This window comes from Enterococcus sp. AZ063 (assembly GCF_051715045.1).
Classification (GTDB): domain Bacteria; phylum Bacillota; class Bacilli; order Lactobacillales; family Enterococcaceae; genus Enterococcus_D; species Enterococcus_D casseliflavus.
Genome location: NZ_JBIOTA010000001.1, coordinates 2,829,346 through 2,845,723 on the forward strand (window position 1 = coordinate 2,829,346; position 16,378 = coordinate 2,845,723).

Genomic DNA, 16,378 nt, shown 5'->3' on the forward strand with positions numbered 1-16,378 from the left:
ATATTCGGTGTTTTTGCATATATTAATGAAATTCTTAAAAACCTGTTAAAAATAAATTACGACATAGCGCAATCAACTCAAGGAAAAAAGTACTGGCGGTGTAGCCTAATGCAATCGCAAGAAACACCATGACCATTCGTATCTGAGTCGTTCGTAAGGCTTTAAAAAAAGCATCGATCCGCACAGATTGCAATGCCCAAAATGCTAAATAGATGAACGCTAAATGACTCACGATTCGAATGATTGCATCAATTCCATACACTTGCATACTTCCTGCTCCTTTTTTCATAATTGAACATTCCTATCATACCACAAAGATGTCAAGATAAAAAATAATCTTTCTTGAAACCTTCATGAAAAGACTTTAAAAAGTTTTTAAAACGTTTTCTTGAAGAAACAAAAAAACAAAGGCAAGATGCCCTTGTTTTTTAGGAATGTTTTGACACGTTGATTCGATTGATGGCGCGGTGCAAAGCAACCGTTGCGCGCCGAAGCTGGTCGATATCCTCGACTTGTTTGGCTTCTTCGATTTGGCGTTCTGCACGCTGTTTTGCTCTTTCTGCACGTGAAACGTCGATGTCACGATCACGTTCCGCACTATCGGCTACGATCGAGACAACATTGTCTCGCACTTCTAATATACCGCCGTTGACAGCGACCCAGTCGACATGGGTATCTGAATCGATCCGTTTGACTCGGACTTCATCAATCGTCAATGGAACGATGATTGGGGCATGGTGCGGCAAAATACCGATCTCACCATCTGTCGTACGTGCAACCACGATTTTCGCGTGATGATCGTAAACCAAACCAGCAGGTGTCACCACATTGACTGTTAAAAATTGATCCATGAGGTTCCCCTCTTTCTTCAAGGCTGGTTAATTAATAGCCAATTTTTTTCGCTTTTTCAATGACATCTTCAATTCGTCCAACACTACGGAAGGCTTCTTCTGGAAGATCATCATATTTTCCTTCAAGAATCTCTGCAAATCCTTTGATGGTTTCTTCAACTGGCACATAAGAACCAGGTTGTCCCGTAAACTGTTCCGCTACGTGGAAGTTTTGTGACAAGAAGAATTGAATGCGGCGTGCGCGGGCAACTAAGGTTTTTTCATCATCAGACAGTTCATCCATCCCTAAGATGGCGATGATATCTTGTAATTCGCGATAACGTTGCAACGCATGCTGTACTTCAGTCGCTACTTCATAATGTTTTTCACCAACGATTTCAGGTGCTAACGCACTAGAAGAAGACGCCAGTGGATCAACGGCAGGATAGATCCCTTGTTCGGTCAATTTACGTTCCAAGTTGGTTGTTGCATCCAAATGGGCAAACGCAGTCGCAGGTGCTGGGTCTGTATAGTCATCGGCAGGGACGTAGATGGCTTGAATAGACGTAACGGAACCTTTTTTCGTCGATGTGATCCGTTCTTGTAATTGCCCCATCTCAGTTGCTAATGTTGGCTGATACCCAACGGCCGACGGCATCCGACCTAGTAAGGCAGATACTTCAGAACCTGCTTGAGTGAAGCGGAAGATATTATCGATAAACAAGAGCACGTCTTGTCCTTCCACATCACGGAAGTACTCGGCTAATGTCAAACCAGTCAAGGCTACCCGCATCCGGGCACCTGGTGGTTCATTCATTTGTCCAAACACCATGGCTGTTTTTTCGATAACGCCAGATTCTTTCATTTCATTATAAAGGTCATTTCCTTCACGTGTCCGTTCACCAACACCTGTGAAGACAGAGATCCCACCATGCTCTTGGGCGATGTTGTGGATCAATTCTTGGATCAAGACGGTTTTACCAACACCGGCACCACCGAAAAGTCCAACTTTCCCCCCTTTTAAATAAGGAGCTAACAAATCAATGACTTTGATCCCAGTTTCAAGGATCTCCGTACTTGTTGACAATTCATCAAAGTCAGGTGCTTTTTTGTGAATCCCACTGCGGGGTGCCTCTTCAGGAAATGGTGCTTCTAAATCGATGGTATCGCCTAGGACATTAAATACCCGTCCTAATGTTTCTGTCCCAACTGGAACAGAGATGGAGGCGCCTGTATCGATTACTTCCATTCCTCGTTGTAAGCCATCTGTTGATTCCATGGCAATCGTACGGATAACGCCGTCGCCAAGTTCTAGGGCAGCTTCTAACACAACTTTTGTTTTCTGCTCATCTTTTTTGTAAACAATCAACGCATTGTTGATATCTGGTAATGATTGGTCTAGAGAGAATTCCACGTCAACAACGGGACCAATGACTTGAACAATCTTGCCTGAACTCATTCGTATTCCTCCATTCGTTCTTGAAACTATTCTAACGCGGATGCCCCCGCCACAATTTCAGTAATTTCTTGGGTGATCGCTCCTTGGCGCGCTCGGTTGTATGAGATCGTCAAGTCCCCAATAATATTTTTGGCATTATCTGTTGCTGTTTTCATCGCTGTCATTCCGGCAGCATGCTCGGCTGTTTTTGCGTCAACAATCGCACCATAAATCAAGCTTTCAGCGTATTGAGGCAGTAATTGATTCAAAATCGCTTCTCTGGAAGGTTCAAACAAGTATTCTTGTTCATAACTTTCGGCTTCTTCAGGATCTAAATCGGATATCGGCAACATTTTCTCCACACGAAATTGGCTAGTCAATGAATTGATGTGATGGTTATAACACACATATAATTCATCGAAGACCTCGTTTTGGTACATCGTGGTTGCCAATGTTACGATTTTACGTACCTCATCAAAGCTTGGTTGATCCGAAAGGTTTCTTAACTCGTACGCCAAATTGATGCCCCGTGCTTTGAAAAAGTCAGCGCCAGTTGCACCAATGGCAATCATGACATACTCTTCTGCTTTTGCATGGTCTTCATCCAGCATGGTCATCATTTGTTTTAAGATGGAACTATTATAGCCGCCCACTAGACCGCCATCAGAAGTGATGACGATATAGCCTGTGCGTTTGACCGGACGACTAACCAACATACTGTTATAGTTCACACCATCTTTAGGACCAGAACCTGCAAGATCGGAAAGCTGCTGCGCAGTCAAATGCGTAACGATTTCACGTACTTTGTTGGCATACACTTGAAACTGTTTCGAATGAGCTTCAGATTTTGTTAATTTTGCAGCTGAAACCATTTGCATGGCCTTTGTGATTTGGCTGGTTTTCTTTGTTGAGGCAATTCGTTGCTTGATTTCATTTAATGAAGCAGCCATTTTCTCTCACCTCTTTTATGCGTTTTGCATTGTCGATATTTTATCTTGCGGTGTCACCCGAGAACTGTTGGATGCCATGAAAATATCTTTGAATGCTTTAATGGTGTCATCTAACAAGCTTTCTTCTGGCAAGTCTTTCGTTGTCCGAATGGTTTCAAAAATCGTTGCTGCGTTTGCTTCGATATACTCAAATAATTCTGCTTCAAAGTCCAATAGTTTATTGACAGGTACACTATCAATGAATCCATGCGTCAACGCATAAAGAATCACGACTTGTTTTTCGACTGCCAATGGTTCATGTAGTTTTTGCTTTAAGATTTCAACGGTGCGACGACCGCGGTTTAATTTGGCTTGTGTCGCAGCATCTAGATCAGACCCAAATTGTGTGAAGGCTTCTAGCTCGCGGTAACTTGCCAAGTCCAAACGCAAGGTTCCAGCAACTTTCTTCATCGCTTTGATCTGTGCAGAACCACCAACCCGTGAAACGGACAATCCAGCCGCTACGGCAGGACGCACACCTGAATAGAACAGGTCATTTTCTAAGAAAATTTGTCCATCTGTGATAGAAATCACGTTGGTTGGGATATAGGCTGAGATATCCCCCGCTTGCGTTTCAACGAACGGCAGTGCCGTCATTGATCCGCCACCTAGTTCATCACTTAATTTCGCCGCACGTTCCAATAAACGAGAGTGCAAGTAGAAGACATCCCCTGGGTATGCTTCACGACCTGGCGGACGGCGTAGAAGTAGAGAAAGTTCACGGTAAGCGACTGCTTGTTTTGATAAGTCATCAAAGACGATCAAAACATGTTTGCCGTTATACATGAATTCTTCTCCCATTGCTGCCCCGGCATAAGGTGCGATGTAAAGCAATGGTGCTGGTTGTGAAGCACCTGCTGAAACAACGATCGTGTAATCAAGTGCACCGTAACGGCGTAATGTTTCTACTTGTGCACGAACCGTTGAGTCTTTTTGGCCAATAGCGACATAGATACAGATCATGTCTTGCCCTTTTTGGTTGATGATCGCATCGATCGCAATCGTTGTTTTCCCGGTTTTCCGGTCACCGATGACTAATTCCCGTTGGCCACGTCCGATTGGCACTAAAGCATCAATAGCTTTCAACCCTGTTTGCATTGGTTCCGATACGGATTTCCGTTGCATTACACCTGGTGCGGCTGCTTCAACTGGGCGTGATTTGTCTGTTTCGATCGGACCTAAGCCATCGATCGGTTGCCCTAATGGATTCACTACCCGGCCAATTAATGCATCGCCGACAGGAACTTCCATGATTTTACCGGTTCGTTTTACTTTGTCTCCTTCACGAATGGTTTCAAAATCACCTAGGATGATGATCCCGACGTCGTTTGATTCTAAGTTTTGTGCCATCCCATAAGAACCGTTTGAAAACTCAAGCAGTTCTCCACTCATGGCATTTTCTAAACCGTGGGCGCGGGCGATCCCGTCCCCAACATATGTGACAGTACCGATTTCTTCTACAGAAAGTTCGTTCTGATAATTTTTAATTTGCTCTTTGATCAAGGCACTAATTTCTTCTGCTTTGATGGCCATCCGATTCACCTCTTATCTCTTGTTTATCTGCCGATTTTTTGTCGCAGATAATCCAGTTGGCTCTTAATACTACCGTCGATCACTTGATGATTTGCTTCAACGATGACTCCGCCTAAAATCGTTGGATCGACCGTTTCTTTCAATTGTGCCTGCTTGTACCCAAGCTTATCGGCGATTTGCTTTTCAATTTTGCTTTTTTGTTCTGCTGACAAAGCAACAGCCGTTGTGATCGTTCCGAGAACAAGACCTTGATATTCATCGTAACGACGTTCGTATTCATCAATGATCAGCAATAGATCATCCATGCGATCATATTCATAAACGATCTCTAAGAAATTTCTGACCAAGCCTTCAAAGCCCTTCAACAATTGATCGACTAATTGTCTTTTTTCATGGAGATCCAAGCGGTTATCCGTCACGATCTGACCGAATGTTGGAATCTCCTGATAAATCTGACGCAAGGTCATTAATTCTTGGTAAACTTCTGTCAAGCGCTGTTCTTCCATCGCCAATTCGAACAAGGCTTTTCCATAGCGTTTTCCCACTGTGAATTTATCGAGTTTCATTAACTGAACCCAATCCTTCGATATATTGATTGATTAGGGATTCATGATTTTCGGGAGTCAATTCGCGTCCTAAGATTTTTTCTGCGATTTGAAGCGAAAGTTCTGCAACATCATCTTTCACTTCTTTTAACGCAGTTTCTTTTTCAAGGGTGATATCTGAGTTTGCTTTTTCTTTCAAACGAGCCACTTCTTCTTTGGTCTCGCTCAAAATATTTTGTCGACTCAATTCCCCGCTATCTTTGGCGCTCTTGATGATCTCCGCAGCTTCAGAATGAGAACGTGCCAATTTTTCTTGGCGTTCTTTTTCTAATTTTGCTGCATTCAAGCGTGATTGTTCCGCTGAATCCAAATCATTGGCGATTTTATCTTCCCGTTTTTGCATCATGCTGCTGATGGCATCCCATGCAAAATGTTTCAATAAGAATAGCAAAAGAAGAATTGATCCGCTGACAACGATAATATTGCCAAGCATTGGATTTTGAACTTCCGCTATAACCAACTGATTTAGCATAACGATTCTTCCTTTCTGAAAGTCATTGTTTCATTAGAAAAAAGCAAAAACGAGTGCAATTGTTCGTTTCTGCCTTTTCGTGCTTGTCTTATCGGAAGACTAATAGCAGCGCGATAACTACCCCTAGAATCGGTACAGCTTCGACTAACGCTACCCCGATAAACATTGTTGAACGTAGTTGACCAGACATTTCAGGTTGGCGTGCCATTGATTCGATCGTTTTTGCGATTACTTGTCCGTTACCATACCCTGCACCAATTGCTGCTCCGATAATTGCTAATCCTGCTCCAATAAAGTTCATTCTTTTTTCCTCCTAATTGTATGTCGATTCGATTAATGTTCTGCCACGATTTTGTGGCTCATAAATACCATGGTCAATGTAACAAATACATAAGCTTGGATCGCTCCAATAAAGAGTGAGAAGCCAATCCAGATCATTTCTAGCGGCATCACGATCGGTAATGACCACCAACCAAGACTAATAAACATGTTGGCAATCAATCCTAATAACACTTCCCCTGCGAATATATTTCCATATAAACGCAAGCCTAACGTGATGACATTCGTAAATTCTTCGATGATTTTTAGCGGTAATAAGAACCCCACCGGTTTCAAGTACGAATTGATCAAGTAATTTTTGAAGCCCAACGACTTGATCCCAAAGAAATGTGTCAAGGAAATAACCATAAGTGCGAGTGTCAGTGTAACAAACGGGTCTGCTGTCGGACTTTTCCATAAGGTAATGTCATCTGTCGTCACGATTTTTGTGACTAACCCGATCTCATTTGCCACAAACACAAAAAGAAACATTGTTACACCGAGCAAATGAAAGTTGTTCACTTGAGATCCTGGTAGATTGTCCGCTACGATACCGCGAACAAAGTCAATGACCCATTCAATGAAGTTCTGCTTCCCTTTCGGTTTCATTTGCAGATTACGTGTACAAATAAAGACCACCAAAAAAACAATAATACAAGAAATGATTGTCATCATAGCTACAGTTCCATCAAACCATATAGGACCGATATGAAACATAAGCGATTTATCTTCCAATCTTTCTCACCTCTTTTCCTGTCATCTCCAGAAAAAAATCTGGTGTTACAATGCGTTTCCTCTCATAACAATCGGTATCATACCACCACGAATGGAAAATTTCAAAGCATTTTCAAGAAAATTAGACAAAAAACTCACAATGCCAAAAATCCTAAATTAAATGAAAAATTCCCGTGTCGCTATGTGGAAGAAAAAGCCTGTTATATCAACAGCTTTCCCTTAAATGCTACCAAATTTAGCGCGATTTTCAAAGCAATAACCTCTATCGGATTCTAAAAGAAGTTCTTAGAAAATTAGAAATTTCTAAGAACTCGGTCAATTTGTCTTTCTTGATCTTTGCGTTTCAAGGATTCCCGCTTGTCATATTCGCGTTTTCCTTTCGCTAAACCAATCAAAACTTTGGCATAACCATCCTTGATATACACCTTTAACGGAACGATCGTCATGCCGGTATTTTTTGTTTCGCCAATCAGACGAGCAATCTGCTTTTTATGCAGTAACAGTTTTCTTGTCCGTAGTGGATCATGATTAAAAATGTTTCCTTGCTCGTATGGGCTGATATGCACATTGACTAAGAATGCCTCACCATTGCGAATGCGTACAAAGCCGTCTTTCAAATTGATCCGACTGTTACGGATCGCTTTGATCTCTGTTCCCTGTAAGACGATCCCCGCTTCGATCGTATCGAGGATCGTGTAATCATGGCGGGCCTTTTTGTTTTGGGCGATTAATTTCCCTTCTCCTTTAGGCACGGGCCATCCCTCCAATTATTTTTTCTTGATTCCTTTGTAAAAAGGTTTTTTCTTTTTCACTTTGCCAGCTTTCTTTGACTTGCCTTTACCGGTTTGTTCAAAGCGTTTCCCTTGTTTTTTCTCAGGGTTGTGTTGTTTTTTCCCGCGACGGTTCGCTTCATTTTTTTGATGGTTGTTTCGTTTGTTGGCTTTTGGTGCTTGCAGTTTTTCGACTTCTTCTGCTGCTACCAATTCGAAATCGATCTCTCTTGTTTCAGGATCAGCTTTCACGACTTTGATACGAACTTTTTGACCAATTTTAAAGGTCAAGCCTGTCCGTTCACCTACAAGTGCCAGATGGTTTTCCAAATAATGGAAGTAATCTTGCTTCAGATTATTGATATGGATCAGCCCTTCAATCGTGTTAGGCAATTCAATAAACAAGCCAAACTTAACGACGGAACTGATGATACCGTCAAACTCTTCTCCTACTTTATCGGCCATATACTCAGCTTTTTTAAGCGCATCGACTTCTCTTTCTGCATCGACTGCTCGTCGTTCCATTTGGGAGCTGTGCATGGCGATGTCAGGCAAGATTTCAGCCCATTTGTTTTGGTTGGCTTCAGAGACATCTTCACTGTAAGAACGAATCAAGCGATGCACGATCAAGTCGGGGTACCGACGGATCGGTGACGTGAAGTGGGTATAATCTTCCGCTGCCAAACCATAGTGGCCGACGTTTTCTTCTGAATACTTCGCTTGCTGCATACTTCTGAGCAGCATCGTATTGACAACCATTGCCTCTGGCTTATCTGCGACATCTTCAACCACTTTTTGCAGTTGTTTTGGTGAGATCGAGCCGTTGGTTTGTTTGACTACAATCCCTAAAGCAGAAGCAAAATCAAAGAAGCGACGCATTTTCTCTTCTTTTGGTTCCTCATGGATCCGATAAATAAATGGTAAATGCTTCCGATTGAAATGGCGCGCCACGGTTTCATTGGCTGCCAACATGAAGGACTCGATCAATCGTTCGCCGACGCCACGTTCTCGCAGAACGATTTCTTGCGGGTGTCCTTCTCCATCGACCAAGACTTTCGCTTCGCGGTCTTCAAAAGAAACCGCCCCACGCTTGATCCGCATCGTTTCTAACACGTGGTGCAAGGCGGCCATATCATGGAACATCGGTACTAGTTTCGCATATTCTTTGCTAGTTTCTGGATCATTGTCTTCAACAATTTGATTGACTGCCTGATAAGTCATGCGGGCACTTGTTTGAATAATACTTTGGAAAATATTGTAATCCGTGACGATCCCCTCTTGGTTGATCCACATTTCACAGCTCATGGCCAACCTTGGGACATTCGGATTCAACGAACAGATCCCGTTTGATAAACGTTGTGGGATCATCGGGATCACTCGATCCGTTAGATAGACACTCGTTCCCCGCTCAAAAGCTTCTTTGTCCAACGCACTGTTTTCTGTCACATAATAAGAAACATCTGCGATATGCACGCCCAAATAGAAGCTGCCGTCAGGCAATGCTTTTACCGTCACCGCATCATCCAAATCTTTGGCATCCGCTCCATCGATCGTTACGATCTGTTGATCTCGCAAATCCCGTCGTTCTGGAAAGTCAGCAGGATCGATCGTATCGGGTACTGCATCTGCCGCTGCCAAGGTTTCTTCCTCAAATTTTGTGGGAATCCCATTCGCCACGACGATCGATAAAATATCCATTCCAGGATCGTTTTTATGCCCCACAACTTTTGTGATCAACCCCTCTAAGCTTTTCGAATAGCCTTTTTCTGGGTAATGGCTGATCTCAACGATCACGATGCTGCCGTCTACTGGACGAATTCCTTGGGCGCCGATAAACACCTTTAAATCGCTTAGTTTTTTATCTTTAGGTTGAACAACGCCATATAGATCCGATTCTTCGATCTCTTTTTCGTCAAATAATGTAAACTCGCCGACCAACTGACTAATGGCGCGTTGTTTGATTTCTACGACCTTTCCCTCTGCGCCGCGATCTGAAAAAGGATCGGCAACATGCACGATGTCTACAGCAACGGTATCGCCGTCCATGGCATAGCCTGTTGCTTCTTTAGGGATATAAATATCGTCTTCTTCTTCATCCAACGTGACAAAGCCGAAGCCCCGCTCGTTGGCACGGAAGGTTCCTTCCACAAACACTCGTTTCATTGGTAATTTCACTTTGCCTTTTTTGTTAAAAATCACACTGCCTTCTCGTTCCATCGCCGCTACTGTCTGGACAAGATTCTTAAAGTCTGTACTTTTTTGAAGTCCTAGACCTTCAGCAATTTCTTCCATTGAAAAACTTTTTTTACGGCTTTCTTCGAGAAACTGAATAATTTTTGTTTTAATCGTTTCTGTCATAACTCACTCTTTCCAAGCAAGTGTTTCTAAGAAAGCAAACACATCCTGCTCTAATTTTTTCCGTTCTGGTCCAACTGTCACCACATGACCACTTTGAGGATACCATTGAAGCGTATAGGGAACATGGGACAATGCCGCTGCGGTTTTGAAAACCGTCTGTGGATCGATCATTTGATCCCTTCCTGCTTGCGCCAGGAAGATTGGGCGCTCGATTTTTCCTAAATGCTCGGCTGTGGTTTGTCCGACTGTTTCGATTCCTTGCAGTTGTTCTCTGACCTTACGAGGGACTTCTGCCAATATTTCTTTTTGGGTCGCCTCATCTAAATCAGCGTAGGGTATGACCATTTCAGCATACTTTTCAAAATTGACTGGTACTTCGTTCTTGGTTTCAAATAACGGTGAGCAAAAAAGACCGCCGCCCATCAATGTTGGGTCTTGCGTCAAACGATCCATCGCTAAAATCCCACCCATCGAAAGTCCAAGAACGGCAACTTCCTCATAGCCTTTTTCTTTCACATAAGCAACTGCATCCGCAGCATCCTGCTGCCAAACAGTCATTCCTTGATTTAAGATATCATCTGGATTCGGTGTACCATGTCCAGTAAACATCGGTGTATAAACCGTGTAGTCTTTTTGTTCTAACGAACGACAAAGCATGCGCACATCGTTAGGACTGCCTGAATAGGCATGGAACAAAATGACCGCTCGTTTGCCGTGTTCAGCAAAAACCGGTTTTGGTTGATTAAATGTTTTCATGTTTCCTTTCACCTCACGTCCAATTCTACCATAGTTAGCAAGAATACTTCGACAAATGCGATCAAAATCTTCCCGTTAAAAAGAAAAAAACCTCTCTTTACGAGAGGTTCGCTAACAAAGTGATTAGTTTGATGAAAGAAAAGCCAAAATAAAGAGCAAGACCATCCAAACAAAACCTAAAATGGCCGTTGAACGCTGCATCACCGCTTCAAATCCACGGGCTTTTTGCTTACCAAACAATTGATCTGCACCGCCAGTAAAGGCACTAGCTGCACTATTTTGCTTGCTAGGCTGCATCATGATCGTAATGACCATTAAAATCGAAATAACGATCACAGCAGTTAATAAGATGTTATACACGTTAGCTCCTCCTTGCTTGCTAAAGTCGTCCTTTCCATTTTAGCATTTTCCGCTGGAAATTACTACTCTCTTTTTGTCATTGACCGTTGCATGACGGTTTAAAAAAAAGACTGTCCTTTCTGACAGCCTTTTTCTCATAGATCACTTTCGTTCAAATCAGCGAACGAGTACGTCATCGTATTCTGGTTTTTCTTTGAACTCTTTGACCGCAAAGGAGCAGACAGGCATAATTTTTTTCTCTTCCCGTCTTGCTTTTTCAACAACCGCTTTGAGTAATTTTTGCGCCAATTGCTGGCCGCGATAATCAGGATTAACGAAGGTGTGGTCTACTTCTAGAACATCATCTGGCGTTTCTTGCCATGTGATTTCTCCCACCTCTTTTTCTCCATCATACAAAGCAAAACGTTTATTTTCTTCTTTGATTTCCATTGCTTTCTTCCTTTCTATCAGACGATGTCTGTATTTTGTTTGATATTCTCAATGAATTGCAAAACGGTTGGCCAATATTCTGGTGCATCTTTCACTGCCTGTAAATGTCCCATATTCGCAAAGAGGACTTTTTGTTTCGGTCCAGCCGTTGCTTCCATTAAGGTATTGATCTCTTTTTCCGAAAGAAACGAATCTTTTTCTCCTTGTAAAAACAGCACAGGTAAATGGTTGCTGCCGACTTGTCGGGTTACCGAGATCTGCAAGAAGGGATAACCGACTAATTGTTTGCTATAGCGATTCGCTAAGCGCAAAAAGCGTTTGATCGGTAACCGAGAAAATTGCGGCAAGCTTGATCGGATCGCACTGTAAACGGACGTATAGCTGCTGTCTGAGATCAACCCAGCCACTTGCACCGGCATGACTTCTCCACTAGCCAGCAGCAAGGTCGCTGCCCCCATTCCTAAACCATAGAGGAAGATTTGTGTTTGTGGGTCTTTTTCCAAAATCTTATCGATCCACAAAAGCAGATCCATCCGATCTAGCCACCCTAAGCCGATCTCTTTGCCTTCACTGCGGCCATGTGCACGTAAATCAGGAACTAAAACATTGTAACCAGCAGACCAGAATTTCTCGGCTGCCTCTTGACAATCTGCTTGCCCATCACTGCGATACCCATGCAAGCAGATCACCCACGTTTTTGCACACTGATCAAAGACTTCCGCTGTTAGGATCAGATCATCGGCGGTCGTTACCGTACATTCCGAACCTTGTGTCCAAAAAGCCGAACTCTTTGTTGCGATCCGCTCTTTGTATGGAATCCCCAGTTTCTTTCTGCCTTCTTTTTCATACCATTCATTGTTTCGCATAATGATCGCCGAAACAAAATAGCGTACGCCCTTTTTCAAAACAGACGTGCGATATACATAGTACACCAAAAAACCAAAAATAAGCAGTAGTAGCAATAGCCAAACCATAGGATCCCCCCTTAATTTTAGTTTACCATTTACAATGGATTTCAGCCAAAGTTTTGTCGCACGTCTTAAATAAGTCCTATACTTTAAAAAAACTTTGCCCTGACTTCTAGCAGAGAAGCAGGACAAAGTTTTAATTTATTAACTATGTTTTCGTCGATAAAGTATGCCAGCGCTTGTAACGAGTAAAATACTTCCAAGGATACTCCACTCATAAGAAGAGCGCTCGTTTGTCTTAGGCAATCGTTTTTCAGTAGCCGCATGGTTTGCGTCATTCTTGTTGTCATCTTCCGATTGTTTAGAAGTATCTGGCTTTTTAGGTGACAACGGGACCTGCGGCTTTTTAGGATCACTCGGTGTTTTTGGTGTCTCTGGCCCTGTATAAGTGTTGACTAAGTTATAGCCATTTATTTTGGTGGTGTAATCTGGAACTTTTCCTTCTTGGATCGTGTAGGTATAGGCTTTTCCTTCGGCATCGTATTTTGGCAGCTTATCAAAGCGATAGGTCCAGTTGCCTTTTTTATCTGCTTTTACGATTTTTTCTGCGTATTTTTCGCCGTTTCGCATCAGCTTGACAGTGATGCTTTCAGGACGGGTATTGAACTTGTTGTCGTTGTCATTCCAAGTTTTTCTGCCTGAAACTGTGGTTGTTTCCGTATTGACTAGGTCATAGCCGTTTACTTCACTGATATATCCAGAAACGGTTGCTTCTTGAATCGTGTAGACATAGGCTTTTCCCTTGGAATCATACTTAGGCAGATTCTCGAAGTGATAAGTCCAGTTCCCTTCTTTATCGGCTTTTACGATTTGATTGTCGATCTTTTTACCATTTTGCATCAATTCGACAGTGATACTTTCTGGTCGGATGTTGAGCTGATTGTTGTTATCATTCCATGTTTTCGTACCTGAAACTGTTGTCGTTTCAGTATTGCGGTAGGTGTTGACTAGGTCATAGCCGTTTACTTTGGTGGTGTATCCTGGAACATTTTCTTCTTGGATCGTGTAAGTATATGCTTTTCCTTCGGTATCATATTTAGGCAAATCATCAAAGCGATAGGTCCAGTTGCCTTCTTTATCTGCTTTTACGACTTGCTTGGCGATTTCTTTATCATTTTGCATCAGCTTGACAGTGATGCTTTCAGGACGGGTATTGAACTTGTTACCATAATCATTCCACGTCTTCGTTCCCGATACTTCTGTCGTTTCAGTGTTGCGGTAGGTGTTGACTAGGTCATAGCCGTTTACTTTGGTGGTATACCCATCAACGGGTGTTTCTTGTATTGCGTAGTCATAGGTCTGACCAGATTCGTCGGTTGTTGGTAGATCGGTAAATTCATAATGCCATTCCCCCTCTTTATTCGGGGTAACCGTTTTTGTTTGGAACACTTCACCGTTTTGCAGTAATTGAACCGTAATGCTTGTCGGACGGGTATTAAATTTGTTGTCATAATCGTCCCACGTTTTGGTTCCGCTGACTGTCGTTGTATCAAGAGACAGCAGGTGATTCATTGCAGCAAGTTTGATTATCGGTACAACCGTTTCATTGGCTTGAAGATCCCAGCGGTGGGTTTCCGCATTAACCAATACCGTATCAGCAATGATACTGCCGTCAACATTTTGGTGGACATCAACTGTATCACCAACAGCCAAAATCGTTCCTTGGAAGGGACTATTAATCGAAAGCTTTTGATTTTCTGGCTGATTAATAAAATTCCACAGGATAACGGCATCATCAAAATCTTCTGTTTCATGACTATTGCGCGTCGTGCCATCTGTATATTCTAGTTTGATTTGCGACTTGATATTAACGGTACTTGCTCCTTGGGTATCCACATTGATGAGTATAGGAGACGTGCCTTTTGTTAGCCCTTTGATGGTAATTGGTGTATCTTTTTCTAATTCTGTTTTTGAAAGAGTAACGACTACCTTTTGATTTTCTTCATCAATAGTGTCTGCCGAAAAGGAAATTGGTTTCTTATCGATTAGATAACCGTCTGGCGCTTCTGTTTCAACAAAGGAATAGTCCCCTTCTGGAAGATCCGTTTCGATTACTTGTCCATCATCATTTGTGACCTCTTCATCAACCTCTTTATGTGTCTTTTTATTTTGAAGTTCGTAAACACCGTCATCAAGCGGGTTTCCTTGTTCATCCGTTAAGGTCAACACCACCTCTTGCGTATCATTTTCAGCACGGGCGGTATTGATGACCCGATGATTATTATCAGTAAAGTCTTTGGTTACACCGGGCGTTTGCGGATAGGCTCCTAGTCTTTCTGACGTCGCCTGTAACGTTGAGAATACCTTTTTAAAATCTATATACGGTTCACTTGCGGATTGATCTTGGAAAACTTCGGAAGTTTTCAAGTGATCCATTCTCTGTCCATTTACAAAAACGGCAGGTTGTTGATTTTGATCTGCTAAATCTACTGTGACTGATGGGCCAAAGACAACTTTGTTTTTTCTGCTATCAGTTCCTGACACAAAGGAAGAATTTGCGATCGTATTGACCTTTTGAATATAATTGATTTCTGTTGCCAACGAACCATCCTGAATACTGGTTCCAAAATTGACATTGCCATTTAGTTCCCCCACTGCTAAGTTTCCGTTCGTGTGGGTATTTAGCGTCGCATGGTTAGCAAAAATATGAAAATATTGGGCTTCTCCTAGAAGTGCGTCATCAACTTCTGGCACATCATTTTTAAAGCTGCCGCCACTTGATAGTTGTGAAGTTGCTGGCGCACTTGCTTGTGTATCAAGTGGTGACTCTATTGTTGTTGATGCGGTAGTTGATTCTGCTTGTGGTTGTGACTCGCTGATTTTTGTGGCAGGCTGTTTTTCGGAAGCCTCTGTTTGTTCCTGACTGTCAGCAAGCACTGCTTCGGCACTCGTTGCTTCTGTGGATTGATTGTCAGGTAGAACAACTGCTACATCTGTTGTGTTGATAATGTCTTCTTTCACTTGTCCATTTTCTTCCTCTGTTTGAAGAAACGCGGATTTGATTGTCAAAGTTTTAAGAGCTTTTGTTTGAAACGTTAGCGTCATTTGGCTAAAGGAGCTGCTAGTAGTTTCTTCCATCAGCTGCTGTCTTTGCGGATCATATGTAAATGGCGTGCCGTTGCTTTGGATTGATTCCGGCAGAACCGTTCGTTCTCCTTCACTCAAGCTGAATGCCAGTTGATTAGCAGCCGACTGCTGATTCTTTTCTACCTCGATCGTCCAAGTGATTTTTCCTGTCGTAGGATCTGGTAATGAGGTCACTTGCGCAATGCCCTTTTCGTTTTGAAATAGGATTGTTTTGGGATTCTCCTCGGTGTCCGCATTGGCTGTGATGACTGATAATAAAGGCGCCAAATAGGATAACATAAGTAAGGACAGCATGAACATTGGGTAAGCTATTTTTTTCACATAAGTACACATTTCTCTTCCTCCAAACAACAAATTTTACTCAGGTGATTATCCTAATCGGAAAGAAGAAAAAAAGCAAAGCTAGTAAAATTTCAATTCTGTGAAAAAAGTGAGAGAAACCATTGATACCTGTCTTTTGATTTCAAGCGAATTTGTGAAAATGAAATAGTATTTCTTTAAAATCAAAATATAAAAGAATAATACTTTCATAAAACATAGTCAAAATCGATAAAGATTCTTTTGATCGTGACCAAAGTCTTTTTGTTTCAACTCAACTACCCAAAGCCTTTGCCACGCCTTCAACAAAATTTCACTTGTTAGAAACTATTATTTTGAAAATACCGATGAAAACTTTCATAAAGCATCCATTTATTTTCATTTTATATTAAAAAAATTTTAGCAGATTCTT

Annotated in this window: 16 protein-coding genes; all 16 read right to left on the bottom strand. The window is 42.2% G+C overall.

Annotated features, from left to right (window positions below; genetic code table 11):
- Positions 1–34 precede the first annotated feature (34 nt).
- The 16 genes from IGK61_RS13375 to IGK61_RS13450 all read right to left on the bottom strand — a co-directional run bounded on the left by IGK61_RS13375 (position 35) and on the right by IGK61_RS13450 (position 15,981).
- A complete protein-coding gene (locus IGK61_RS13375) occupies positions 35–268 on the bottom strand; it encodes a DUF1146 family protein (protein ID WP_008380880.1) in 234 nt (77 codons plus the stop codon).
- A gap of 160 nt (positions 269–428) precedes the next feature.
- A complete protein-coding gene (locus tag IGK61_RS13380) occupies positions 429–851 on the bottom strand; it encodes a F0F1 ATP synthase subunit epsilon (protein ID WP_005228716.1) in 423 nt (140 codons plus the stop codon).
- A gap of 31 nt (positions 852–882) precedes the next feature.
- The gene (gene atpD, locus IGK61_RS13385; protein WP_005231864.1) at positions 883–2,289 is read right to left on the bottom strand and encodes a F0F1 ATP synthase subunit beta; all 1,407 of its coding nucleotides are present in this window, start codon (positions 2,287–2,289) and stop codon (positions 883–885) included.
- Between the two features lie 26 nt (positions 2,290–2,315).
- Complete coding sequence (locus IGK61_RS13390; protein WP_074536097.1) at positions 2,316–3,218, bottom strand: F0F1 ATP synthase subunit gamma; 903 nt, start codon at positions 3,216–3,218, stop codon at positions 2,316–2,318.
- 15 nt (positions 3,219–3,233) lie between these two features.
- The gene (gene atpA, locus IGK61_RS13395; RefSeq protein WP_005228708.1) at positions 3,234–4,790 is read right to left on the bottom strand and encodes a F0F1 ATP synthase subunit alpha; all 1,557 of its coding nucleotides are present in this window, start codon (positions 4,788–4,790) and stop codon (positions 3,234–3,236) included.
- Positions 4,791–4,813: 23 nt separating this feature from the next.
- Entirely contained in the window at positions 4,814–5,356 is a 543-nt protein-coding gene (locus IGK61_RS13400) for a F0F1 ATP synthase subunit delta (protein ID WP_010749797.1), read from the bottom strand.
- Positions 5,343–5,867, bottom strand: a complete 525-nt coding sequence (atpF, locus tag IGK61_RS13405) for a F0F1 ATP synthase subunit B (RefSeq protein WP_005228706.1) — start codon at positions 5,865–5,867, stop codon at positions 5,343–5,345. The genes IGK61_RS13400 and atpF overlap by 14 nt, the downstream gene beginning before the upstream one ends.
- Before the next feature lie 88 nt (positions 5,868–5,955).
- Complete coding sequence (gene atpE / locus IGK61_RS13410) at positions 5,956–6,168, bottom strand: ATP synthase F0 subunit C (protein ID WP_005228705.1); 213 nt, start codon at positions 6,166–6,168, stop codon at positions 5,956–5,958.
- Positions 6,169–6,200: 32 nt separating this feature from the next.
- Complete coding sequence (atpB, locus tag IGK61_RS13415; RefSeq protein ID WP_008380872.1) at positions 6,201–6,920, bottom strand: F0F1 ATP synthase subunit A; 720 nt, start codon at positions 6,918–6,920, stop codon at positions 6,201–6,203.
- 293 nt (positions 6,921–7,213) lie between these two features.
- Entirely contained in the window at positions 7,214–7,672 is a 459-nt protein-coding gene (smpB, locus tag IGK61_RS13420) for an SsrA-binding protein SmpB (RefSeq protein WP_008380870.1), read from the bottom strand.
- Between the two features lie 15 nt (positions 7,673–7,687).
- A complete protein-coding gene (gene rnr, locus IGK61_RS13425; RefSeq protein WP_074536099.1) occupies positions 7,688–10,048 on the bottom strand; it encodes a ribonuclease R in 2,361 nt (786 codons plus the stop codon).
- A gap of 3 nt (positions 10,049–10,051) precedes the next feature.
- The gene (locus tag IGK61_RS13430; protein ID WP_074536100.1) at positions 10,052–10,804 is read right to left on the bottom strand and encodes an alpha/beta hydrolase; all 753 of its coding nucleotides are present in this window, start codon (positions 10,802–10,804) and stop codon (positions 10,052–10,054) included.
- 123 nt (positions 10,805–10,927) lie between these two features.
- Entirely contained in the window at positions 10,928–11,164 is a 237-nt protein-coding gene (secG, locus tag IGK61_RS13435) for a preprotein translocase subunit SecG (protein ID WP_005228700.1), read from the bottom strand.
- A 156-nt stretch (positions 11,165–11,320) separates the two neighbouring features.
- A complete protein-coding gene (locus tag IGK61_RS13440) occupies positions 11,321–11,593 on the bottom strand; it encodes a GNAT family N-acetyltransferase (protein ID WP_015510184.1) in 273 nt (90 codons plus the stop codon).
- A 17-nt stretch (positions 11,594–11,610) separates the two neighbouring features.
- A complete protein-coding gene (locus IGK61_RS13445) occupies positions 11,611–12,567 on the bottom strand; it encodes an alpha/beta hydrolase (RefSeq protein WP_074536102.1) in 957 nt (318 codons plus the stop codon).
- Between the two features lie 138 nt (positions 12,568–12,705).
- Complete coding sequence (locus tag IGK61_RS13450) at positions 12,706–15,981, bottom strand: Cna B-type domain-containing protein (protein ID WP_074536104.1); 3,276 nt, start codon at positions 15,979–15,981, stop codon at positions 12,706–12,708.
- Positions 15,982–16,378: the final 397 nt, after the last annotated feature.